The 21,839-nt window shown below is 46.8% G+C and carries 24 protein-coding genes; 4 read left to right on the forward strand and 20 right to left on the reverse strand.

Features of this window, described 5'->3' with window-relative positions; translation table 11 throughout:
- Nucleotides 1–67 precede the first annotated feature (67 nt).
- The 6 genes from M3202_RS10235 to M3202_RS10260 all read right to left on the reverse strand — a co-directional run bounded on the left by M3202_RS10235 (nt 68) and on the right by M3202_RS10260 (nt 4,435).
- Complete coding sequence (locus M3202_RS10235; RefSeq protein WP_251223242.1) at nt 68–682, reverse strand: YczE/YyaS/YitT family protein; 615 nt, start codon at nt 680–682, stop codon at nt 68–70.
- Between the two features lie 20 nt (nt 683–702).
- Nucleotides 703–2,073 carry an MATE family efflux transporter gene (locus M3202_RS10240; protein ID WP_251223243.1) on the reverse strand — a complete coding sequence of 457 codons (1,371 nt, stop codon included), beginning with the start codon at nt 2,071–2,073 and terminating at the stop codon, nt 703–705.
- Nucleotides 2,074–2,222: 149 nt separating this feature from the next.
- Nucleotides 2,223–2,603 carry an OsmC family protein gene (locus M3202_RS10245; RefSeq protein ID WP_251195150.1) on the reverse strand — a complete coding sequence of 127 codons (381 nt, stop codon included), beginning with the start codon at nt 2,601–2,603 and terminating at the stop codon, nt 2,223–2,225.
- 644 nt (nt 2,604–3,247) lie between these two features.
- Nucleotides 3,248–3,589 carry a hypothetical protein gene (locus tag M3202_RS10250; RefSeq protein ID WP_251223244.1) on the reverse strand — a complete coding sequence of 114 codons (342 nt, stop codon included), beginning with the start codon at nt 3,587–3,589 and terminating at the stop codon, nt 3,248–3,250.
- Nucleotides 3,590–3,714: 125 nt separating this feature from the next.
- Entirely contained in the window at nt 3,715–3,861 is a 147-nt protein-coding gene (locus M3202_RS10255) for a hypothetical protein (RefSeq protein WP_251195148.1), read from the reverse strand.
- Nucleotides 3,862–4,015: 154 nt separating this feature from the next.
- Nucleotides 4,016–4,435: a hypothetical protein gene (locus M3202_RS10260; protein ID WP_251223245.1), complete on the reverse strand. Its 420-nt coding sequence runs from the start codon at nt 4,433–4,435 to the stop codon at nt 4,016–4,018.
- Nucleotides 4,436–4,651: 216 nt separating this feature from the next.
- Between M3202_RS10260 and M3202_RS10265 the strand changes: the two genes are divergently transcribed.
- Nucleotides 4,652–4,801 carry an FbpB family small basic protein gene (locus tag M3202_RS10265; protein WP_251195146.1) on the forward strand — a complete coding sequence of 50 codons (150 nt, stop codon included), beginning with the start codon at nt 4,652–4,654 and terminating at the stop codon, nt 4,799–4,801.
- 182 nt (nt 4,802–4,983) lie between these two features.
- Here M3202_RS10265 and M3202_RS10270 read toward each other — a convergent pair whose 3' ends face one another.
- Together M3202_RS10270 and M3202_RS10275 are read right to left on the reverse strand one after the other, a co-directional pair.
- Complete coding sequence (locus M3202_RS10270; RefSeq protein WP_251223246.1) at nt 4,984–5,514, reverse strand: chromate transporter; 531 nt, start codon at nt 5,512–5,514, stop codon at nt 4,984–4,986.
- Nucleotides 5,511–6,092 carry a chromate transporter gene (locus M3202_RS10275; RefSeq protein WP_251223247.1) on the reverse strand — a complete coding sequence of 194 codons (582 nt, stop codon included), beginning with the start codon at nt 6,090–6,092 and terminating at the stop codon, nt 5,511–5,513. The genes M3202_RS10270 and M3202_RS10275 overlap by 4 nt, the downstream gene beginning before the upstream one ends.
- 108 nt (nt 6,093–6,200) lie before the next feature.
- Here M3202_RS10275 and M3202_RS10280 point away from each other — a divergent pair, with 108 nt between their 5' ends.
- On the forward strand, nt 6,201–6,650 hold the full coding sequence (locus M3202_RS10280; RefSeq protein ID WP_251223248.1) for an Lrp/AsnC family transcriptional regulator: 450 nt from the start codon (nt 6,201–6,203) through the stop codon (nt 6,648–6,650).
- Between the two features lie 301 nt (nt 6,651–6,951).
- On the opposite strand, the gene M3202_RS10285 is transcribed toward M3202_RS10280, so the two are convergent.
- The 11 genes from M3202_RS10285 to rnhA all read right to left on the reverse strand — a co-directional run bounded on the left by M3202_RS10285 (nt 6,952) and on the right by rnhA (nt 19,297).
- Complete coding sequence (locus tag M3202_RS10285; protein ID WP_251223249.1) at nt 6,952–8,568, reverse strand: gamma-glutamyltransferase family protein; 1,617 nt, start codon at nt 8,566–8,568, stop codon at nt 6,952–6,954.
- Nucleotides 8,569–8,833: 265 nt separating this feature from the next.
- Entirely contained in the window at nt 8,834–9,664 is an 831-nt protein-coding gene (locus M3202_RS10290) for a carbohydrate ABC transporter permease (protein ID WP_251223250.1), read from the reverse strand.
- Complete coding sequence (locus tag M3202_RS10295; protein ID WP_251223251.1) at nt 9,661–10,593, reverse strand: carbohydrate ABC transporter permease; 933 nt, start codon at nt 10,591–10,593, stop codon at nt 9,661–9,663. Before M3202_RS10295 ends, M3202_RS10290 begins: the two co-directional genes overlap by 4 nt.
- 62 nt (nt 10,594–10,655) lie before the next feature.
- Nucleotides 10,656–11,948 (reverse strand): ABC transporter substrate-binding protein, encoded by a 1,293-nt coding sequence (locus tag M3202_RS10300; protein ID WP_251223252.1) that lies wholly within the window; start codon nt 11,946–11,948, stop codon nt 10,656–10,658.
- 6 nt (nt 11,949–11,954) lie between these two features.
- The gene (locus M3202_RS10305) at nt 11,955–13,073 is read right to left on the reverse strand and encodes a Gfo/Idh/MocA family protein (protein WP_251223253.1); all 1,119 of its coding nucleotides are present in this window, start codon (nt 13,071–13,073) and stop codon (nt 11,955–11,957) included.
- A 15-nt stretch (nt 13,074–13,088) separates the two neighbouring features.
- Entirely contained in the window at nt 13,089–13,739 is a 651-nt protein-coding gene (locus M3202_RS10310) for a ThuA domain-containing protein (RefSeq protein ID WP_251223254.1), read from the reverse strand.
- Nucleotides 13,740–13,771: 32 nt separating this feature from the next.
- Nucleotides 13,772–14,833 (reverse strand): LacI family DNA-binding transcriptional regulator, encoded by a 1,062-nt coding sequence (locus M3202_RS10315; protein WP_285890381.1) that lies wholly within the window; start codon nt 14,831–14,833, stop codon nt 13,772–13,774.
- Between the two features lie 22 nt (nt 14,834–14,855).
- The gene (locus M3202_RS10320) at nt 14,856–16,007 is read right to left on the reverse strand and encodes a Gfo/Idh/MocA family protein (RefSeq protein WP_251223279.1); all 1,152 of its coding nucleotides are present in this window, start codon (nt 16,005–16,007) and stop codon (nt 14,856–14,858) included.
- Between the two features lie 23 nt (nt 16,008–16,030).
- Entirely contained in the window at nt 16,031–16,999 is a 969-nt protein-coding gene (locus tag M3202_RS10325; protein ID WP_251223256.1) for a sugar phosphate isomerase/epimerase family protein, read from the reverse strand.
- A 281-nt stretch (nt 17,000–17,280) separates the two neighbouring features.
- Nucleotides 17,281–18,594, reverse strand: coding sequence for a lysine N(6)-hydroxylase/L-ornithine N(5)-oxygenase family protein (locus tag M3202_RS10330; protein WP_251223257.1), 1,314 nt, complete (start codon nt 18,592–18,594; stop codon nt 17,281–17,283).
- Between the two features lie 85 nt (nt 18,595–18,679).
- Complete coding sequence (rnhA, locus tag M3202_RS10335; protein ID WP_251223258.1) at nt 18,680–19,297, reverse strand: ribonuclease H; 618 nt, start codon at nt 19,295–19,297, stop codon at nt 18,680–18,682.
- 130 nt (nt 19,298–19,427) lie between these two features.
- Here rnhA and M3202_RS22345 point away from each other — a divergent pair, with 130 nt between their 5' ends.
- Both M3202_RS22345 and M3202_RS10340 read left to right on the forward strand, forming a co-directional pair.
- Nucleotides 19,428–19,562: a hypothetical protein gene (locus tag M3202_RS22345; protein WP_285890382.1), complete on the forward strand. Its 135-nt coding sequence runs from the start codon at nt 19,428–19,430 to the stop codon at nt 19,560–19,562.
- 420 nt (nt 19,563–19,982) lie between these two features.
- Nucleotides 19,983–20,234 carry a hypothetical protein gene (locus M3202_RS10340; protein ID WP_251223259.1) on the forward strand — a complete coding sequence of 84 codons (252 nt, stop codon included), beginning with the start codon at nt 19,983–19,985 and terminating at the stop codon, nt 20,232–20,234.
- A gap of 140 nt (nt 20,235–20,374) precedes the next feature.
- On the opposite strand, the gene M3202_RS10345 is transcribed toward M3202_RS10340, so the two are convergent.
- A complete protein-coding gene (locus M3202_RS10345; protein WP_251223260.1) occupies nt 20,375–21,736 on the reverse strand; it encodes an MATE family efflux transporter in 1,362 nt (453 codons plus the stop codon).
- Nucleotides 21,737–21,839 lie beyond the last annotated feature (103 nt).

Consider the following 21,839-nt stretch of genomic DNA (forward strand, 5'->3'; position numbering starts at 1 on the left):
GCCTTGTTAAAAAATTTATCCACGATCCGGTCAAGGAGGATGCTTCTTCGATGAAAATTCCATGTCGCTACAACGATTCACGCCAATTAATCCGCTTCTCCACCCGCGGATAAAACCATTGAATCATCGGTCCGATCAAAAACGTCACAAGAACGGTACCAAGTCCGATCGGCCCGCCTGCGACAAAGGCAGCCGTTAAGGCGATAAGCTCAGAAATCGTTTTGGCCACCATTAAACGAACACCTAATAAATCTTTGATCACAAACATAAAACGGTCGATTGGGATGACGGCAAACTCGGCCTGCAAATAAACCGAAATCCCGAAAGCAATAATGACCGCGCCGAGAAGAAGGACGGTCAGCTGAAGCAAAAAGCCGCTGAATAAATGATAGTCAAAAACGACAATCAGCCAAAAATCGATAAAATACCCAATCGCCATCACAGTGACGAGCGCAAGAAGCTCCGGCTTTCGTTTGCCGAGCAGCGCATTAAGCAAAATGAGCGCGATCCCGACAAAAATCACCCAATTGCCGACTGAAAAGTTCGTCCGGTTCGCCAATCCGACATTTAAAGCGTCCCAGGCACCGACACCGAGCCCGGCCAGAATCGTCAACGTTATGCCAAAAGATAGAATAAGCAATCCACCGAGATAGCTTATTAAACGAATCATGATAGGTTTCATTGAATTCTCCATTTCTTTTTTTACTCTTGCGGTTGTTTTTCGGTGCTTGTCATCACCTCTTCACTGATATTACGCCAATTTCCGAGGAAATAGTAGCCGGTCGCCACGACGCTGCTAATGACAAAGCTTACTCCCATGCCAATCGCAATCCCCTCTTCTCCAAACCAGGACGCAAATAGTGCAGTCAGCGGATAGCGCAACACCCAAAATGAAATGATGTTCAAAATGAGCACAGGAAACATCGCTCCGGCTGCTCTGGCGATTCCATTCAAAACAAAGTTGATCCCGAGAAATGGGTAAAAGAAGGCAATCACCTGGATATACATCGCGCCAAAGGCCACCGTCTCCTCCTCCTGGACGAAGATTCTGACAAATGTTTCTGCGCCGATAAAGATAATCGTGCTTACCGTCAGGGAGACAACGATAATCAGGATAATCGCCTGCTTGGCAATTTCATTGACCCTTTTCCACTGCCTTGCCCCGATGTTCTGCCCGGCCATGCTGTTGACCGCCGCCCCAAGTGTGAGAGCCGGCAGCATAATCAGATTATCAAGTCGCTGAGCGGCGCCAAATCCGGCGACCGCCTGTTCACCAAAGCTTGTAACAACGGTCATAATCGCCATCATTCCTGCTGAGATGGCCATCATCGAAAGCCCGGCCGGCAGCCCCATTTTAAACAGGACAATAAAATATCTCTTCTCCGGCAGCTTCGGCACTTGAAAAGGAACGTTTGCTTTATAAATTGAGTAGAACAGCCCATATAAAAAAGCGATCCCCTGTGAAATAACTGTCGCGTAAGCTGCTCCTTCAATTCCGAAATTAAGCACGTAAATAAATAGCGGGTCAAGAAAAGCATTCAGCACAACAGCAAGCAAAATAAAACGGACTGGCGTGCGGCTGTCACCCATCCCGCGTAAGACCGTCCCGATAAAGTTATAGCCGAATAAAAAGAGAATCCCGACAAAATTAATTTGCAAATACGCCTGGGCCATTGGCAAAATAGTTTCCGGTGTCCCCATAAAGCGTAGAATCGCGCCGGAAAACAAAAAGCCAATCAAGCCGAGCAAAAGTGCGAGCAAGCCGAGAACGAACACAAACGCATTCAGCGAATCCTTCAGTCCTTCTTCGTCCTTCGCCCCTCTTCGCTGGCTAATTACCGTCAAGGTCGCACCGTTTAAGCCAATAATAAAGGACAGGACCGTAAACACGACCGTAGCCGATATTGAAATGGCACCGAGAGCATCCGCTCCAAGTAAGTTCCCAACCCAAATCGAATCAATCAGCTGATAGGAAGACTGTAACAGATTGCTGATGAATATTGGCGACGAAAACAGCACCATTTTTTTGAGGATTTTTCCTTCTGTGAAATCGAGTTGATTTTCCTGTGTCAATCGTCATCCCTTCCCTCGCTAAAACCCCCACTGCACCATTTTTTACAAGCGTCGGTTTTCTTTCAAGCCGACGTCCTTTTATCTTATCTTGTACAATTATGTAAGAACAGAACAATAAGCATCATCAGTTTATTGCTTCTGTACGTTGCTTATTGCAGTTCAAAGCTCTCCGTTATGTTAATACTATCCTTGATCGATTGGACAATCGTGCAGTTTTTGCGTGTGATTTCCAGTGCTTTCTTCACCTTTTCTTCAGAAGCATCCGTGCCGGCAATCGTGAAATGAAGGTGAATGTCCGTTATTTCATTGGCCCCATGCTCACTTTTCTTCACATCAGCATGAATACGGATATCTTCAAACGTGATTCTTTGCTTCCTCAATATCCTCTTCAGCACACCCCCGCTGCAAACAGCAGTCGCCGACACTAGTAATTGGTAAGGCCGAAACCCGTATTCCTCATTCCCCGATACTTCCAGCTGACCAAACTCCAAATCGGTCGTAAAGCTATGCTCCTTCATGTGAAAATCCATGCCTTATCCCTCCCTCTCTTCCTTTTATTGTAACAGCGTTGACCGACGCCGTCATGTATTCCGCCACTTTTTACGTTCTCAGAAACCGTACATCCACGCGCTCATCATAAAAAAAGCCCGACACAAAAGGATTTTCACCTTTTGCCCGGACTTTACACACTGACGCTCACAGAGCAGATCGAGCTTTTTTAATGGTATTGATTGGATTTATTAGCTGAACTGCTCGTTTTATGGTTATGTTTTTGATTGGCGCTTTGCTTTTGCTTCTTTTTCTTGCTCATACGCTCACTCTCCCTTTAAAGATCAAAGAAGGTGACACACGCGAGGTGGTCACCTTCTTTTTTTTCCACTACCGCTCAAGCATGATTATTCAATGAACAATCTGGGGTCGAAACGATGTTTGTCTTTTGGAGACACCTACCTTCATTCATGTTAAAAACATTCTTGAAAATATTTGTCATTCTCCAACGTAATCACCTCGAAAAAGGCTTTCCTTTTACAATTCACGTTACTAGCCTGTTGCATCTTTGAACATTATCTTGAAAACGGTGGGTGGATGGGAAACAGCAGCTGCTGCTTCCTCGCTCCTTATCATGTCCCGTTGTCCGGACTCTATACATAAACATTTTCAGCTGTCAGTCCGTCTATTTCTTCAAGGTCTTTATTTCCGCCGCTGCTTCCTTTGTTGCTTTGACAATCTCCTCGGAGCTTTCCTTCAGATGACTTGCGGCCTGACTTAGCTGCTTAACATCCTCGCTAATGTCACGCATCATGGTGGAGACTTCGTTTGCCGTCTCACGAATGTGAGCGATAATCTGCTCGCGGTTATCCCGGACAAAATTCACTGCATCCACCGTGCACTGTTTGACTTGTTTTGCTTCCTTTGCCACTCTTTCCCGGTATTCCTTTTTTGACAGCAGAACACCAAGAGCAATGGCGCCTCCTATCCATGCTCCTTTACAAAACATCGTGCACTTTTTCTCCATCATCCATCCTCCTCCGCTTTTCTTTCATTTTACCATTGAAGCCAAGGGTCTACCAGTTCTATCCGCAGGGCAAGTCCGACAAAAAAAGGACTAACCCAAGCCTGGCCTGGGAGTCCTTCTGTCTATTAGTTATACGCCTGCGTCAGCAAGTCATCCGTATCTAATTGTTCAAAGCCATTTTGACTTGATTTCTTTAAGTCGTTAATCTCCGTCGCAAGAAGTTCCAGCTTCTTTTGCATTTCTTCCAATGCTTTCTTTTCTGATACCGTCATAGCTTCTCTCTCCCTTGATGTTATTTATGGCGGCAGCCGATTGAGCATTCGCTCATTTTCTATTTATAAAAGAGTGCTCGCCCTTTTAAATGTTAAAAATATTCTAACAACATAATCTGTCCATGTAAATAGTTTTTTGAAAAATATTTTTTATTTATTGTAAAGCAGTTAAACGTCTAAAAACCATTCCTTCATACCGATGCTGATGAATGAGCAGCTGAAGGACTTGCCTGATTCTTTCATCGCCTGCTTCCTGATAAGCCTGTTCAAGCAAAGATAGCCTGTGTCCCGATTGCCGGATTTGGGCATGCATGCCCTGCTCATATGATTCCGGCTTTTGAAAAACCTCCTGGTCAACCTCAGGGGAAGTCCCGGTTTGCAAGCTGTACACCTGCTTTAAAAGAATATAATCTTTTCTTCTGCTGTCAAGAAGGAGCCGCCAAAGCTGACGTTCTTCACTTGTTTTCGCAATCACGGATAAATAATCAATCGTGAGCATATCTGAGCTCTCCGTTTTCAACAAGTCCTCAATTAACCGCGGGTTGATCGGACGCCAGTGATACCAGCCCTTCATGCCAACTTCCCCCTGCCTTTATCATGGATAAACAACACATCCCCTATTCATAACCCTGTTTTTCTTAACGTATGTAAGGCTTTCTGTCGATAGACATATTCGACAATAATCGTTAATAAAATTCTTTTTTCGCAAAATTGTAACAATTCCTTCATTCTTTCCACATCATCTGTTGTTATAATGAACTTACATCCTAAGAGTTGAGGTGATTCCAGTATGAGAAGACAGGTAGCATCATTTAAAGAACTTGTATCCGAGAACAAAAAAGAGCTCTTAAATGATCCAAAGGCTTTAGCCGAAATTGAAAAACGCATTGATGAGCGTTCTTCTCAAAACAATGAAAAAGAATTTAAAAAGGCCCAGTAACACCAGGCCTCGAGGCAAAAGATAATCAGGGGTTGTACGAAACCGTTGGATAATTGATAAAAAACAGAAGACGCACATCGTGTAAACTGTGGAGGCCGGGACAAAGGGTTACCTTTTGCCCGGCCTCCAACTGGTTTTGTCGCAAAACTCACCTTGTGCAGGACGTGACGCGTCTGAAGCGCTCAGGCTAAAAACAGCGCCCCATAGCAAAGCGATCCGGCGATGACATAGGCTGGATGGATCTTCACTTTTTCCATCAAGACCCAGCTGCCCAAAGCCAGCACCATCGTATGACCGAGGCCCGCTCCTTGCAATGAGCTTCCGAAAAACTGCCATGTAAGCACTCCAAGCAATACGGTAATCGTTGGCCTGATCAAACCGGTCATTCGTTTCACCCGTGGAGAGTTGCGGAATTTATACAACAGCGCGAGCAAGAAGACCATCGCCAGTAAAGAAGGGGCAATCGTCGCGAACAGACCGACAAACGAACCAAATGCTCCCCCCATTTCATAACCGATATACCCGGCTAATTTCGTGTTGATCGGGCCAGGCAGCGCATTTCCAATCGCCAGCAGTTCAGCAAATTCTTCCACCGTCATCCAGCCATAGCGGTTGACCACTTCTTCCTGGATCAGCGGAACAGAGGCCGGCCCGCCGCCGTATCCAACAATATTAGGAATAAAAAAAGCTAAAAAGATGTGCAGATAGATCATGCGCTTTCTCCTTTTTTCCTGTCTTTGTCTTTCTCTTTGCGCGGCTTTGCCAAAAGACCATATGCCAGCAAAGCGCCAATGATGACCGCCGGATGAAGCGCTAAGCCTTGGTAAAGCAGTAAACTGACAATCACAAGCGCGATACTCAGTCCGAGCCCAAGTCCCTTTTTCGATTGCTTGAAAAAGGAATAGGTCAGCGTCAGCATCATCACCGCTACTACCGGAGTAATCGCTTGCGTCATCCCTTGCACAATCGCGGAATCCCGCAGGCTTGTTAGCAGACCCATCAGCCCAATCATTAACAGAACTGTAGGCAGAACCGTTGCCAAAATAGCGGAGGCAAGCCCGCTCCAGCCGGCAAGACGATAGCCGATATATCCGGCCATCTTCGTCGCAATTGGCCCGGGAAGCGCGTTTCCTAGGGCGAGAATATCGCCAAACTCTTCGTCGGTCACCCAGCGGTACCGCTCGACTGCTTCTTTATGAAAGAGCGGGATGCTTGCCGGCCCGCCGCCATAGCCGAGAATACCCGCACGAAAAAAAGCGACAAACAAATCTTTATTCGTTTTCCAATTCATCGTCTTACCCCTTTCATCAGGAGACTTCCTCCTCGTCCTTAGTAGTCTACACATAACGCGGCAATCATGATAAGATACAAAACAAAGCAAAAGAAGTGGGGCCTGCAAATGAAAATAGATGCAACAGACCGAAAGATTCTTGAGCTCTTAACAATGAATGGCCGTATGTCGTATGTCGACATCGCGAAGGAATTAAAGCTTTCCCGCGTCGCTGTTCGGGAGAGGATCAATCAATTGATTGAAGCGGAAGTCATCGAGAAATTCAGCGTTGTCATTAATTCCGACAAAGTGGGAAAGAAAGTATCTGCCTTTTTTGAGGTCGATTGTGAACCAACATCCCTTGTCTCCGTAGCAGAGAAGCTGGCTGAAAACCCCAAAGTGGCAAGCTGTTACCAGATGACAGGACCGAGCACGCTTCATATGCATGTTCTCGTTGATGACTTTGAACAGCTCGAATCCTTCATCAATGAAGAGCTTTATGCCCTTGACGGAATCACCCGCGTCGAAAGCCATATTCTTTTACGCCGCTTTAAAAGCCGCAGCGGACTTAATTTGTAAGGCATATGCCAAAAGGGAAAACCACCTTTTGCCTGAGTGACTGCGGCTCCGGCTGGCGCACGGCCAGCAGGAAAGAAACCCGCTTCCCTTCTGACCTTGAAACCCTTGCGCCGCCTTCGCTCGCTCTTTAGGCAGATGCCAAAAGGGAAAACCACCTTTTGCCTGAGTGACTGCGGCTCCGGCTGGCGCACGGCCAGCAGGAAAGAAACCCGCTTCCCTTCTGACCTTGAAACCCCTTGCGCCGCCTTCGCTCGCTCTTCAGGCATATGCCAAAAGGGAAAACCACCTTTTGGCATATGCCTTACCATACAGCTAGGTGTCCGTCTGTTCTTGGTTCTGTTCCTCCTGCGAGGACACCGGTTTCCGGGTCACGCCAAATGATTTGGCCTCTGCCAAATAAACCGATATCTAAGCCGATATGAACATCATGGCCACGCCGGCGCAATTCTTGCACAATATGCTGCGGGACATGCGGCTCAAGATAAACCGTTTTTTCACCGGACCACATCCAGCGTGGTGCATCGAGAGCCGCCTGCGGATTCAAAGCAAAATCAATCGCATTGGTCACTACCTGGACATGACCTTGAGGCTGCATAAAGCCGCCCATCACGCCAAAAGGTCCGACCGGCTGATCTCCCTTCGTTAAGAAGCCCGGAATAATCGTATGATACGTTTTCTTTCCCGGCGCAAGCGCATTATCATGAGCTGGGTCAAGCGAGAAGTTATGACCGCGATTTTGCATCGCAATGCCCGTACCCGGTACGACAATCCCCGAGCCGAAGCCCATATAGTTGCTCTGAATAAAAGAAACCATATTTCCTTCCTCGTCCGCCGTCGCCATATAAACAGTCCCTCCCGACTGCGGAGTGCCTGGCTGCGGATGCAATGCCTCTTCCCCAATTAAAGCGCGCCGCTCAGCTGCATATTGATCCGATAAAAGCTCTTCCTGCGTCACCGTCATATGCCGCGGATCAGTGATATATGTCATTCCGTCAATAAACGCGAGCTTCATCGCCTCAATCATTTTATGATACGTGTCACCATTCTCCCGCTCTTTAAACTCGAATCCCTTTAAAATATTAAGCGCTTCAAGCGCGACCAGTCCTTGCCCGTTCGGCGGAATTTCCCACACTTGATAGCCGCGGTAGTCCGTATGAATCGGGTCGACCCATTCAGGCTTGTAAGCAACCAAATCTTCCTGACGCAAGAATCCTTGATGCTCTTTAAAAAACGACGCAATCTTTTCGGCAATCTCACCTTGATAAAACGCCTTTGCCTCGGTTTCTCCAATTAAACGCAATGTCTTGGCATGATCCGGCGATGACCAGATTTCACCAGCCTGTGGAGGACGACCATTTGGCGCAAATGTCTCAAACCAGGAAGCAAATTCCTTTCGCTCCCGATAAGAAGAAAATTGACGATAGCCTTCCTGCCAATAATGAGCCAAGGTTGGAGAAAGCGGATAGCCATTTTCAGCGTATTCAATCGCCGGTGCTAACACGTCCGCCAACGGCAGCTTCCCAAACGTTCGCGATAACTCCGCCCAGGCGCCCGGTGTGCCTGGAACCGTTACCGGAACGACGCCGTGCTTAGGCAGTTCCTTATGCCCCGCTGCGGTTACAGCCTCGATCGACAGCTGCTGTGGCGCCTGCCCGCTCCCATTCAATCCATGTAGCTTGCCTTTTGTCCAAACAAGGGCAAAACAATCGGAACCAATTCCGTTCGACGTCGGTTCCACCACTGTGAGGCAGGCTGCTGTCGCGATCGCGGCGTCAATCGCATTCCCACCTTTTTTCAATATAGCGAGACCCGCTTCTGCGGCGAGCGGCTGAGATGTTCCAACCATTCCCCGTCTGCCGTATACGACATTGCGCTTCGACGAGTATGGGTAACGATGTGAATCAAATGATACGTGCATCTTGTCTCCCCCTAACCAAATGGTAAGTCATTCTTACATATTCTTTCGTTTAAAATGATATTAAACTACTATTCAATCATTTTGTTCATTAATCCATTATAATTAATTTCAATATGTTCGTCTATGTATTATTCGGATTTTTGCGAAAATAAAGTAGGGCTGGGCAAAAGGCAAAAAATAACCTTTTGGCCAGCCCTATGAGCGTAACCACTACGAGCCCTATGCTAACTCGTTTTGTCTCAAGCTTATTTGCGGGATTGTTGCACTATCCCTTTACCGCCCCTCCAGATAAGCCTTTCACAACACGCTCTTGGGCAAGAATAAACAACAGCAGTACAGGCAAGCTGGCCAATGCCAAAGCGGCCATTAGGCCAGGCACATTTATCGAGAACTCGCCATAAAAATTTTGCAGCCCTAGCGGCAATGTCATATTGCTAGGCGTTTGAATGAGAATCAGCGCAAAGATAAACTCTGTCCAAAGAAAAACAAAATTGTAAATGACAATTGTAGAAATCGCCGGAACCACATTCGGAAAAATGATTTTGGAAAAGATCCGCCAATGACTCGCTCCATCAATTTGCGCTGCTTCTTCCAGCTCCCTTGGGATTTCCTGCATAAATTGAGTCAGAATGAACACCGAGATTGGCAGGCTGAAGGCAACGTACGGGCCAAGTAACGCCAGCAGCGTATCATAAATTCCAAAGTTGTTCGTCATGACAAAGATAGGAATTAATGTGGCGTGAATTGGCAGCATCATTCCCGCTACAAAGAGCAAAAACAAAGGACGATTCAGCTTAAATTTGATCCGGCTCAGTGGATAGCTTGTTAAAGCAGCAATAAAGACGACTATAATAACCGCGGCAGTGGTAATAATTAGACTGTTCACAAAATAGCTTGTTAATCCCATATCAAACACAGATACATAATGCTCGATTGTGAATGACTGGGGAAAAATGGAGAACGGATTCGCAAAGAACTCATCCATGCTTTTAAATGACGTACCGAGCATAAAGACGAAGGGATAGACAGTAAACAGCAATAATAAGACTGCCAAAACATAAAGAAGGATTCTTTTCAGCATTTCAACTGGTCTCATAGCACTGCCCCCCGTTTTTTCCGTCGATACTCGAACACTTGAATGATCAGTACACTAATAAAGGCCAGAATGAACATCATTGCTGCAATCGTGCTCGCATAGCCCATATTGAAATGAATAAACCCTTGCTTGAACATATAGGTTCCTACTATTTCCGTCGCATTCCCTGGTCCCCCGCCTGTCATAATATAGAAGATGTCAAATGCTTTTAAGGAACCGACAATCGCCAGAATAGAAGAAGTCACGATAGTTGGAATCAGCGCTGGAAATGTAATCGAGAAAAACTTCTGTATCCCATTTGCTCCATCAATCTCTGCTGCTTCATACAATTCATCCGGAATGCCGACCATTGCGGCTTTGAATAAGATCATATAAAACGGCGCAAATTGCCAAATAATAACAATTAATACAGCAATCAGTGCCGTATTTTGATCTGCCAGCCAGGCAACAGGCTCTACTCCAAACCATTGAACAACCTGGTTCATTGGACCATTTATTGGATCATACATAAAGATCCATAGCAAGCCGATCGCCACCGTCGACATCAAATACGGCAGGAAATACAACACATTCAAAAGTTTAATCCCTTTAATTGGACTGAATAACACTAACGCCATAAGCAGGCCTAAGGGGATCTGAATGAAAACAGAGGCTAAGATCAGCATCATGTTATTTTGCAGGGCCGACCAAAATGTTTGGTCGGCAAACAAGACCGTATAGTTTTGTAATCCGATGAAGGTCCGCTCTCCCTGGCCGCCGCTCCAGCTAAAGAGACTGTATTGAAACGTCGCAACAATTGGATAAAGAATAAAAACCGAATAAACAAGCAGCGCTGGCAAAATGAAAAGCGCTATCGTAATGGCTTTTTTCTGTTTCTGCTTTTTTGCTTGTTTTACAATCGCTGCTTCTGTACGTAGCACAGTATTCATTAGATATCCCCTTCTTTATCGTAGAATAAGTGTAAATAGGGATGGCGCGTCTCATCCGCGGTCTACTCTAACTCTTCCTGAGCCTTGCTTTCCATTTGCGCCGCTGCTTCTTCCGGTGTCATCGTCAATCCTAAAATTTCCTGTGTTGTATCCTTATGCAACTCCCCTAAAGCCGGCGGAAGTACCTGATCATAAGGAAACTGGATTGAATTGGCCTCGCCGATCAACTCCATAAACGTTTGCACATATGGATCACTGCTTTCTATTCCCAGCAACGCCACTGCTGTACCCGTCCGATCAACAAATGCCTGGGCCGTTTCTACGCTCGTCAGTTCCTTGACAAGTTCAACAGCCAGGTCAGCATGCTCGGCGTTTTCAGAAACCGACCATACCGGGGATGCTCCCGCACTAATATTGGAAGGATCGCCTTCACCCTCTGAGAGCGCCGGGAAGTTAAAAACTCCCATTTTTTCTTCAAAGTCTGGGCTTTCGTCCCGCATGTTATTTACAAAACCGCTTGTCATCAACATCATCGCTGCCTGCCCTGAATACATCAGCTGCCGCCCCTGACCTGCATCATAGGAAATGCCATTAAAGCCCGGGTTAAAGGCATTTCGTTCTACCAGCTCCTGAATATACACTCCTGCCTGAACGTAGGCAGGGTCATCAAAGCCTCTTCCTTCGCGGTGATACGCTTCAAGAAAAAGATTCTCCCCGGCGAGCCTGTCAGCCAAATACATTAAGAAGAAAGCACCTGGCCACTTCGGCTGATTCGCTAAAGCGATGGGAATGACATTATTTTCATTTAACACATCAATGATCGTCAGTAATTCATCATACGTTTCAGGTACCTCCAAATGATGTTCAGCAAAAATATCTTTATTGTAGTAGAAGACATAAGGAGATAATCCGAGCGGCAACCCATAAACGTTTCCATCATACGTGGAATTGTCTAAAGCCACTTCAGCAAATTGACTAAAATCAATATCCTCATCATTTAAATTTTTCACCTGACCGGATTGAACGAACTCCTCAAGCCAGCCTCCTCCCCAGCTGTGAAAAACATCCGGCGGATTCCCCCCTGACATCGCAACGACCATCCTCTGCTTATAATCGTCGTTCGGAATTTGCAGAACGTTGACTTGCACATCCGAATGCTTCTCTTCAAACCGGGCAACAGCCTCCATATAAACCTCTTCTCTCACACCAGGATCAATATGCCAAAAATCAATGACCTTCTTATCGCCATTTTGCTCACTCGACTCCGGGGTACTGCTCCCTTCATCACTTGGGGAGCACGCTGCAACAACAAGCAAAATGACCAAAGCACCGAACAACAAATGGAATTTCTTCATTCATCATCATTCCTTTACTTTTTTGATAGCGCTTTCAAATCCGGCCTGTTTTTTCTCTTCCGGCAACGGTTTAGGAATATCACACTGATTCTTCACTGTATAATGCCGTCCTTCCTCTGCTGCTCTATGGAAGCCATGCATCACTTCAAGTACATGCAGCCCGACATTTCCATTCGCCCGGTGCTCACGATTCTCTCTTATCGCTGTGACAAGATCTAATACGCCTAGCCCACGCGCATTATAATCATAAGAATGTGTCAATTCTACTTCCATCCATTCTTCTTCCCCCTGCTTTTTCACATATACCGGCCCTCCAAAACGATTTGGATCAGGGACGCGCAGCACCCCCTTCGTCCCGAAAATTTCAATATTCGGGTAGTCAGTTTTGGCAAATGTATCAAAGCTTGTAATCAGCGTTCCAATGACTCCGTTTTGAAATTCAATCGTCCCGGCCAAATAGGTTGGTGTTTCCACAGGAATTTTTTCGCCATATTTTGGTTCGCTCGTAATGACTCTTTCTGAATAGGCTTTGGAGGCAGAGCAGGTCACTCGCTTCATCGGACCGAGAAGCTGAACAAATGCCGTTAAGTAATAAGGCCCCATATCGAACATCGGACCACCGCCCCGTTCGTAAAAAAATGCCGGATCGGGGTGCCACCACTCATGTCCAGGTCTCAGCATAAATCCAGTGACAGCAAGCGGCCGACCAATAGCCCCTTCGTCAATTAGCTTTTTACACGTTTGAATGCCAGCTCCCAAAAACGTATCCGGAGCCGAACCAATTCGCAAACCTTTCTGCGCGGCAAGAGCGACAAGCTCCTCTCCCTCGTCAAGCTCGGCCGCTAATGGTTTTTCCACGTAGACATGCTTACCTGCTTCAAGCACACGCCGGCTAACTTCAGCATGAACCTTTGGAATCGTCAAATTAATGACAACCTCAATTTCCTGATCCGCTAACAGCTCTTCGACCGTGTAAACAAAAGGAATTCCGAATTTCTTTGCTTGCTGCTCTGCCTTAGTCCGATGTAAATCAGCACAAGCTTTTACGTCTATTTCAGCAAATGATTGACAGTTCTCAAGGTAGATGCTGCTAATATTCCCACATCCGATCACTCCAATTTTCATCGTCAACCCGCCCCCTTATCGTGTCGCCCAGACCATTCCGTTTCGCATTAAGGTAATGACTTCCGGCATATTCACCGTTTTTGCCACATGTCCCAGAGAACAGTAATAGACCTTTCCCTTCCCCCAGCGTTTCGTCCAAACGACAGGCATCTCAACCTCGCCATTTGCCTCATGTGGCCCTTCACTAATTGGAAACTTTGTCGTCGCATGAACCTTTACAGCAGGGTCAACATGCATATAATACTGCTCAGAAACGACGGTAAAATCATTGATTCCTTCGGTAAGCGGGTGGTCTTGATCAAGAATCCGGACTTGATATTCAACAAATTCATTGCCCGGGTGTGCTACCCATTGACCTCCCACCATAAATTGATAATCCACTGCCATCCGAAAGCTGTCTCCCATTCCTCCGTGCAACCCGGCCAGCCCTGTACCGGCGGCAACAGCGTCAAGGAGAGGCTGAAGCTGCTCCTTCGTGATCGTGCCCTGTGTCCAATTCGGCACGATTAAGTCATAGCCCGTTAGCTCAGCCTTTTCTAACGTTTCCAATGTATCCGTTATATCAACCTCATACGTTTCCTGCTTTAAAATGCCGGCCAGAATCTCAGCTACTTCAGCAGGCTCATGACCTTCCCAGCCTCCTTGGAATATCAATGCCTTTTTCATCACCAGTTCCTCCTACTCCTACATGAACATTCTTATTTGACTTGATTTCGTTGAGAGCTCTCCCGAATGAGCAGCCTTGTTTCCAGCTTCTCTTGAAACAGCTTCATGTGTGGAGCGGCCAGTTGATTAACAAGCCGCTGGACAGATCGTTTGCCCATTTCGAAAAAGGGAACATGAACGCTTGATAAAGCCGGATCACACATCGCGGAAGCATCGGAGTCATCATATCCAACAACCGCTATATCAGCTCCCGGCTTGATCCCAAGCTCCTTCATCCGCTGCATAAGACCAATCGCCATTCTGTCATTAGCAACCGCAATACCGTCATACAGCTGACCTGATAACAGATCATCTGCCACCTTATAACCACTCGTAAGACTGTATTGACCATAGAAAACCGCCTGTTCCTGTCCTGAAAGGCCGTGATCCTGTAAGGCTTTCTGATAGCCTTTCAAACGATCAAGACTGTTCGAATAGGCAAGAGGTCCATTGAGAAAAGCGATGTTCTGACAGCCCTGCTCAATTAAATGAGTCACAGCAGCATAGCTGCCTGCCACATGCTCAGCGTCAATTTCACAAAATTGCTCACCGTCAAAATGTTGGTTGACCAGACAGAAAGGGAAGTCGGCATCCCTTAGCTCCCGCAGTGAATCCCTTTCTTCAGGTGAATCCTTCGCGCCTAATATAATCGCTGCATCAATCTTATGACTCAGAAAATATTTTTTGTAATCATACGGCTGGCCGACACGCTGAAATAATAGCAGCATATCATAGCCCTCTTTTTCAATCGCCTCGCCAATCCCATTTAAAATCTCAGAAAAATAATAAACAGAAAACAGCTTCACCTTTGGTAAATAGGGTAAAATCACCCCTATATTCCCGCTTTTACGTTTTGCAAAGTTTTTCGCCATCACATTTGGATAATAGTTTAGCGACTTGGCTGCTGCTAGAACTTTTTGCTTTGTATGCTCCTTTACCGCATCCTGTTCACTGAAGACACGAGATACGGTTGCTTCTGATACTCCTGCCATTTTTGCGACATCTTTTCTCGTTGCGATTGTTGCTCTTCCTTTCTCGTATGTACCCGCGTTCAAATTTTGTACGCGCGTACAAATGTTAGCTGAATTTTGATTCTATTTCTGATATGGCGACCCATCTTTTCAAGCTTGCGGAACGCTCAACAGCTTCCAGCACAGCCTGGTTTTTCATACCATCAACAAAGTTCGGTGCTGGACTTTCCCCTTTCTCAAGTCCTTTTACTAATTCTACTACTAGATTGATAAAAGTATGTTCATAGCCAATAATATGTCCTGCCGGCCAGTAAGCAGCGGCAAATGGATGCCCCTCCTCCGTGCAGCTTATTGTTCTGAAGCCTTGAACATTGACTTCATCATCGTGAAAATAAACATCCAGTTCGTTCATTTTCTCCATATCCCAACGAACCGAGCCTTTTTCACCGTTAATTTCAAAGCGATTGCCGTTTCGATTTCCACCGGCAAAACGAGTCGCTTCAAAGGTCCCGATTGCCCCATTCTCAAAACGGGCGAGAAATAAACTGGCATCATCGACATGTACTGGTCCTGTTTTTGAGCTTGACGCACTTCCGCTTAAGCCGGAACTTCCTTCAACAAGCGGCCGTTCCTTTATAAAGGTTTCCATTAATCCACTAACCTCATTAAATTCCCCTACAAGAAATCTCGCTAGATCAATGCTGTGCGCAGCTAAATCGCCGTGCGCGCCTGAACCACACGCTTCCTTGGATAGCCGCCATACGAGTGGAAACTGCGGATCCATTATCCAGTCCTGCAAGTAAGTCGCGCGAATATGATAAATCCTTCCTAGACGCCCCGAATTGATCAAATTCTTGGCAAATTGCACAGCCGGAGCGAAACGGTAATTATGGTTGATCATGTGGAGGACATTATTTTTTTCAACGGCGGCCAGCATTCGCTTCGCCTGCTCCAATGTCATCGCCAACGGCTTTTCACAAAACACATGCTTCCCGGCTTCAGCTGCCGCAATCGCAATTTCCGCATGACTGCTATTCGGGGTTACGATATCGATTAAATCAATATCGTCACGGGCGATCAGTGCTCTCCAGTCCGTTTCATAGCTGAGCCAGCCCATTTTTTCCGCCGCTTCCTTTACGGCAGCCTGATCGCGGCCGCAAATTGCCTGAAGAACCGGTTCAACCTGATTATCAAAATAAAAGGAAACATCGCGATACGCATGAGAGTGAGCCTTTCCCATAAACTTATAGCCGACCATGCCGATTCTGATTTTACGCTTCTCTACACCCACCACATCTCCACCTCCTGTTTTTCAATAATGATGCTTTGTAAAAAGGAGATGGCTTTTTCGAGTCCTTCCAGATGATTCATCAATCCATCCTCATGCTCAATACTGATTGCTCCATCATAGCCGATCCTTTGCAATTCACTAATAATCTCTTTCCAAATCTCCTCCCCATGTCCGTACCCGACTGTTCTAAAAATCCACGAGCGGTTCGCCAGATCACGATAGCTTTTTAAATCGAGTACGCCGTTAAGCGCACTATTTTGCCGGTCAATTCTCGTATCTTTCGCATGAAAGTGAAAGAGAGCATTTTCCTTGCCCAGCTCCCGGATACAAGCGACCGGGTCCATCCCTTGCCAAAAGTAATGACTCGGATCAAAGTTAGCGCCAATCTGAGTTCCGCATTCTGCTCTCAGCCTCAGCATCGTCTCCGTATTGTAAACGACAAAGCCCGGATGCGGCTCAATGGACGCGCGTACATTTTGTTCCGCCAAAAACGCATTCTGCTCCTTCCAATACGGAATTACTTTCTTTTCCCATTGCCATTCGGAGACTTCAGCAAAATCATTTGGCCACGTGCACGTGTTCCATACCGGATACCGCGACTGCTCTGATTCACCAGGACATCCGGAAAACGTCACGACATTCTCAACCCCCAGCTTCGCTGCAAGCCTGACTGTATCAACGAAAGTCTGATGATCGTCCTGAGCCCGTTTGACGTTAGGGTGCAGAGGGTTCCCATGGCAGCTTAGCGCACTTATTTCCATACCGCGCGATTCAAATTCACGCTTAAAGGCTGCCAGCTTTTCTGGATTGGCAAGCAATTCAGTCGGGTTGCAATGCGCATTCCCCACAAAGCCTCCAGTCCCGATTTCCACGGTATTTATTCCCTTCTTCTGCAAGTAATCAAGTACCTCGTGTAATGGTTCAGTGGCCAGCAACACGGCAAAAACTCCTACTTTCATGTAACCTCCCCTTCGCCTGCTTATTTATTTTATAGGGCTGCGGCTAAAAGGTTCTCAGCCTGCTCCTCTATAAACCTTGGAATGAACCTGATTTTTTGAAAGGGCTTTCACATTTCTATTCTAGCTGATCTTCCGAAAAAGTTCAACAACTTTTCTGAATTTTTGAAATAAAATGATCAAATGCCGACAGCTTCACTTGCTTCAAGCCCACTGCTTAGAGGCTTGGCAAAAGGGAAAAACACCCCTTCGGCCAAGCCTCGTCGACACTTCTGTCTCCTTTGTTACTCCTCTTTACCCTCAATTCCAAACTGCTGAAAAACAGTTTGCGACGGTAGAGGATATACCTCTTCTCCCGTAATCGCATTAAGAATCATTTGGTTCCGTTGAACCGATAAGGCGAGGTTTGTCGCCCCGGCTCCGTGAGTATGTTCAAGATTCGTCAGTGTATACATATGCCCGCTACGCTCTTCCTTCCATTTCAACCGGTAATCACGGGTAACGGCGAAGCGTTTATCGTCCTCCCACTCCAATTCATTCTCCATCTCGATCAGCCAGCCGGGCAGGTTTGGCTTGTAGCCGGTGGCAAGAATCACCTTTTCTGAACGGAGCGTAAACGACTTGTTCTGCTGCCACTGATGACATTCAAGCCGATAGCCTTGCTCCTCCGGGACAATCCCGTCTATCTCCGTCATAGCCTGGATTCTGACCGGCAGCCGCTCTTTTCCAACAGACCGATAATAAAGCAGCTCATAAATGGCTTTCAGCGTCTCTTCCTCGACGCCTTTTCGCAAGCTTTCCAAGGTCGGCAAAGCATCCTGCCGCTGCTCAAACGAGAGCCGATGAAAATAATCGACATAATCATTGGAAAAGACCTCCTGTCCAAGCTTCCCCGACTCTAATTGGAAGAAGCCGGCCGACCTCGTTAACCAGGTGAGCTGATAGCGATGAGCCTCCTGCTGCTTCAACAAGTCATGAAAAATTTCAGCGGCGCTCTGCCCTGAACCGATGACCGTAATCGAACGCGCTTCTTTCATTTCTGCTGCATAATGAAGGTAGCTGCCGGAATGGATGACATCGTCATTGAGCACTTCTTGAAGCGGGGACGGAATGAGGGGAACACTTCCTGTCCCAAGCACAACATGACGTGCCAAGACGGTTTTCTCCTCTTTGGTCCGAACATGTTTTATCGTCAGAAGATAGACGCCATCTTGCATTTGATAGCGGCAATTGACAACCTCGTAGCCAAAATGGCAGTTTGCCAGCTGATTTGCCACCCAGCGGCAATACTCATTATTTTCCTGTCTAGGAATGTCAAAACGCTTAAAAAAATAAAACGGAAACATCCGATTCTGTTTATGAATGTAATTTAAAAACGTATACCGGCTTTGCGGATTGGCGATCGTAACTAAATCGGCCAAAAACGGCACCTGCAAGTTCGCCTGCTCCAGCAGCATTCCCGGATGCCATTGAAAGACTTCAGTTTGATCGAAGAATGCCGTCTTTAAGGATGTCCCCTCCTCCGCTAAGGCAGCCAGTCCAAGATTAAAGGGTCCAATCCCTACTCCGACCAGGTCATACTGCGTATACTCGTTCATCTGTCTCACCATCTCTTTTCGATTTTTTTAAAATCTGATTTCATTAGAGGGACAGCCTGTCCGGAGCGCCAGGGAAGGAGGACCATTATTTACGTCCATAATCCGCTTTAATCTCTCCCCATTTCTCTGTATGCCACTTCTTCACTTTGTTTTGATACGTGTTTGTCTGTAGCCAGCGCTCCGCTCGTTCGACGAGGGACCAAATATAGGCTGTTTCCTCCGTTCGTTTCAACGAAGAGTTCACCTTTTTCTGCTTCACCCATTTAATTGCCGTTAAAGAATCGGAGTAAATCGTTTTCGTCTCACCGCGCTGCTTCGTATAAGCAAGACCGTGGACAATCGCCAAAAACTCTCCCATGTTGTTTGTGCCGATATGAATTTCATCGTGAGAAAAAAGCACCTCTCCTGTCCTCGTGTCGACGCCCTTATATTCCACAATACCCGGATTTCCCCGACATCCAACATCGACCGAAATGCTGTCGTAATCGATTTCTTCATCAAACGTCGCCAGCGGTTCAGCACGCTTTGCCGATGATTGTTTGAAGCCCCCCTCGTTAAACGCCTTCTCCGCTTCTGCTTTTGTCGCAAATGATTTAAAACGAGCTCCTGTAAAGCCCTTCACCTGCGCCTCGCATTCCGCCCATGTAGGAAAGATCCCTGTTTTCCTCCCTTTCCAGACTACATAAAATTTCTGCTTTGCCATGTCTGCACCTTCCTATTCCGAGAGCTGGTTCTCCTCGTTTGTCTGTGAAAAGCTCTTAATAAATTATGCCAATACAGAAATACTAACAGCGAAAGAGCTATTTCACAAATGAAGAAAAGGAGCTGCTTCGATGAAAAAACGTCAACCGCAAAAAGACAAAGCCCTGACCAATAACCAAACTCCGCAACGCAACCTGTTTAATCAGGAGGTCGCCAGCGAGCTTGTCGACGAGGGCGGCAACAAAGCGAATAAGAAGAAACAGTAAGGGATTAGCTGGACAGTTCAGAGAGGATAGCAGCGGCTCTGTTCTGCGCAAAGTTAAGAAGAGAAGAACCTTCCCCCTGTTTCAGGATGCTGCAATGGCTTCGTTCGCTACTCGCATAGAGAGGAGAACCCCACTCCTCTCTATGCTTATAAATGATGTAGCGACTCCGCACATTGCTTAGGACTCGTCCGAAAAGGTAAAAACCAACCTTCCCCCCTGTTTCAGGATGCTGCAATGGCTTCGTTCGCTACTCGCATAGAGAGGAGGACCCCACTCCTCTCTATGCTTATAAATGATGTAGCGACTCCGCACATTGCTTAGGACTCGTCCGAAAAGGTAAAAACCAACCTTTTCGGACGAGTCCTTGTATATTTACTTCTTTCTTTGGCTATACTGGGTGTCAAAAAGAGGTGATGGTAGGTGAATATCACGATTAATCGGAAGCGGTCGGTTCAGGAGCCGGGGGATTTGGTCAGTACGAAAGGAAACAAGCTTTACGCGATCATTTGCGACCATGGTGAAAAATACCCTTATCATCTGCTCTGTCTTGAAACATTTACGATTATTGAAAGCTATGACTCCCTGCCGACAAACGATGAAATTGAAGAAGATGTTAAGGACGAACTCGATGGTGTGTACCAGCATCGCGACTCTCATATTACGCTGAATTAGCAGGGCTGGGACAAAGGTTGTTTTTCACCTTTTCCCCAGTCCCGAAGCAATGAGCGAAACCGCCACTATTTGTTAAAGCCCGTTGTGAGAAAACCACTCACAACGGGCTTGTGGCGCGTGAAGCCATTGCTCCAGCCACCTCAGCCTTCAAGCCGGCTTTGAGCTGCGCCTTTCTCCACTTTTGCCAGGCGGCCCAGCAGGGCAATGGCGGCGACGGCAAGACCGGTAATAAGCCCGATCCAGTAGCCAAACGGGCCGAAGTTGGTGTAATTGGCGAGAATATATCCTGTTGGCAGCCCGATTAACCAGAAGGAAACGAACGCGAACAAAAATGGAATATTGACATCCTTATAGCCGCGCAAAATCCCTTGAATCGGGGTGGCAATCGCATCAGAAAGCTGAAAGAAAATCGAGTAAATCAAAAACTGCTGAATCAACACAGCGACAGCCGCATCTACCGTATAAAGACGGGAAACGGGTTCACGCAAGAGAAAAATGATAATTCCCGCGACAATCCCCATGCCGATCGCAATGACCATCCCGAGCTTGCTGTACTGCTTCGCATCAGTAAGCCGCTTAGCCCCGACTTCATAGCCGACGACAATCGTTAACGTAAAAGCCATGCTCAATGGAATCATATACAGAAACGAAGCGAAATTGATCGCTGCTTGATGAGCCGCAATCGTCGCCGTGTCAAATGTACTCATTAACAACGTAACGGCAGCGAAAATACTCGTTTCAAAGAAAATCGTAAATCCAATCGGCAAACCGAGCCATAAAATTTCCTTCCATTTCGCAAGCGAGACGTTAACAAACGTTTTAAAAATGCCATACGCCGCAAACGGGCGCACCCGGCTGACGAAATAAATCGTAATGAACAAAATCACCCAATAGGTCACAGCGGAAGCATAGCCCGCTCCGATTCCGCCGAGCTGCGGAAAACCGAGCTTGCCGAAAATAAGAACATAATTAAAAAACACATTGATCGGAAGCGCGATCAAGGTAATGAGCATCGTCACCCTCGTCTGGCCGAGCGAATCAATAAAGCAGCGCAGGGCTGTCTGAATAAACAATGGCAGCACGCCAAAACCAAGCCCGATCAAATAATGATAAGCGATATGCTCAACATCGGCATCAAGGCTCATATAAGCAAGGATCGGCTCGATGACGAGCGCCCCGCTGATCAGAATCACAACGGAAAGAAAAACGGATAAATACACACCCTGCAAAACAGAAAACGGAACGTCTTCCTTGCGGTCAGCGCCAATCGTTTGGGAAATAATCGGCGTCAAAGCGAGCAGCACACCGCTCAGCCCGGTAAAGACCGGAACCCATAAGCTTGAGCCGATCGCCACCCCGGCCAAGTCCTCCGCCCCCGCTTGCCCGGACATCATCGTATCAAAAAAATTCATCGCGTATAAACCAAGCTGTGTCACCAAAATCGGCATCATCACGATGAGAAACAGCCGTATTTTCTGGCGAATGGTTTGTGTCGGTTTCATCCCTATTCCTCCTACATTATCACAACAAGGAGAGCTTCCCCAACATGATGGCCTTTAGGAAAACCCCAAGAAAAAACCGCTACAGGAACGGAATTCCAATAGC

It is taken from the genome of Halalkalibacter oceani (genome assembly GCF_023715605.1).
In the GTDB taxonomy this organism is placed as follows: Bacteria; Bacillota; Bacilli; order Bacillales; family Bacillaceae_D; genus Halalkalibacter; species Halalkalibacter oceani.

Bases quoted from the DNA above. Each gene is read 5' to 3' on its own strand.
- M3202_RS10235 (WP_251223242.1), bottom strand. From the start codon at position 682: ATGAAACCTATCATGATTCGTTTAATAAGCTATCTCGGTGGATTGCTT.
- M3202_RS10245 (WP_251195150.1), bottom strand. From the start codon at position 2,603: ATGGATTTTCACATGAAGGAGCATAGCTTTACGACCGATTTGGAGTTT.
- M3202_RS10250 (WP_251223244.1), bottom strand. From the start codon at position 3,589: ATGGAGAAAAAGTGCACGATGTTTTGTAAAGGAGCATGGATAGGAGGC.
- M3202_RS10255 (WP_251195148.1), bottom strand. From the start codon at position 3,861: ATGACGGTATCAGAAAAGAAAGCATTGGAAGAAATGCAAAAGAAGCTG.
- M3202_RS10260 (WP_251223245.1), bottom strand. From the start codon at position 4,435: ATGAAGGGCTGGTATCACTGGCGTCCGATCAACCCGCGGTTAATTGAG.
- M3202_RS10265 (WP_251195146.1), top strand. From the start codon at position 4,652: ATGAGAAGACAGGTAGCATCATTTAAAGAACTTGTATCCGAGAACAAA.
- M3202_RS10270 (WP_251223246.1), bottom strand. From the start codon at position 5,514: ATGATCTATCTGCACATCTTTTTAGCTTTTTTTATTCCTAATATTGTT.
- M3202_RS10275 (WP_251223247.1), bottom strand. From the start codon at position 6,092: ATGAATTGGAAAACGAATAAAGATTTGTTTGTCGCTTTTTTTCGTGCG.
- M3202_RS10280 (WP_251223248.1), top strand. From the start codon at position 6,201: ATGAAAATAGATGCAACAGACCGAAAGATTCTTGAGCTCTTAACAATG.
- M3202_RS10285 (WP_251223249.1), bottom strand. From the start codon at position 8,568: ATGCACGTATCATTTGATTCACATCGTTACCCATACTCGTCGAAGCGC.
- M3202_RS10290 (WP_251223250.1), bottom strand. From the start codon at position 9,664: ATGAGACCAGTTGAAATGCTGAAAAGAATCCTTCTTTATGTTTTGGCA.
- M3202_RS10295 (WP_251223251.1), bottom strand. From the start codon at position 10,593: ATGAATACTGTGCTACGTACAGAAGCAGCGATTGTAAAACAAGCAAAA.
- M3202_RS10300 (WP_251223252.1), bottom strand. From the start codon at position 11,948: ATGAAGAAATTCCATTTGTTGTTCGGTGCTTTGGTCATTTTGCTTGTT.
- M3202_RS10305 (WP_251223253.1), bottom strand. From the start codon at position 13,073: ATGAAAATTGGAGTGATCGGATGTGGGAATATTAGCAGCATCTACCTT.
- M3202_RS10310 (WP_251223254.1), bottom strand. From the start codon at position 13,739: ATGAAAAAGGCATTGATATTCCAAGGAGGCTGGGAAGGTCATGAGCCT.
- M3202_RS10320 (WP_251223279.1), bottom strand. From the start codon at position 16,007: ATGGTCGGCTATAAGTTTATGGGAAAGGCTCACTCTCATGCGTATCGC.
- M3202_RS10325 (WP_251223256.1), bottom strand. From the start codon at position 16,999: ATGAAAGTAGGAGTTTTTGCCGTGTTGCTGGCCACTGAACCATTACAC.
- M3202_RS10330 (WP_251223257.1), bottom strand. From the start codon at position 18,594: ATGAACGAGTATACGCAGTATGACCTGGTCGGAGTAGGGATTGGACCC.
- rnhA (WP_251223258.1), bottom strand. From the start codon at position 19,297: ATGGCAAAGCAGAAATTTTATGTAGTCTGGAAAGGGAGGAAAACAGGG.
- M3202_RS22345 (WP_285890382.1), top strand. From the start codon at position 19,428: ATGAAAAAACGTCAACCGCAAAAAGACAAAGCCCTGACCAATAACCAA.
- M3202_RS10345 (WP_251223260.1), bottom strand. From the start codon at position 21,736: ATGAAACCGACACAAACCATTCGCCAGAAAATACGGCTGTTTCTCATC.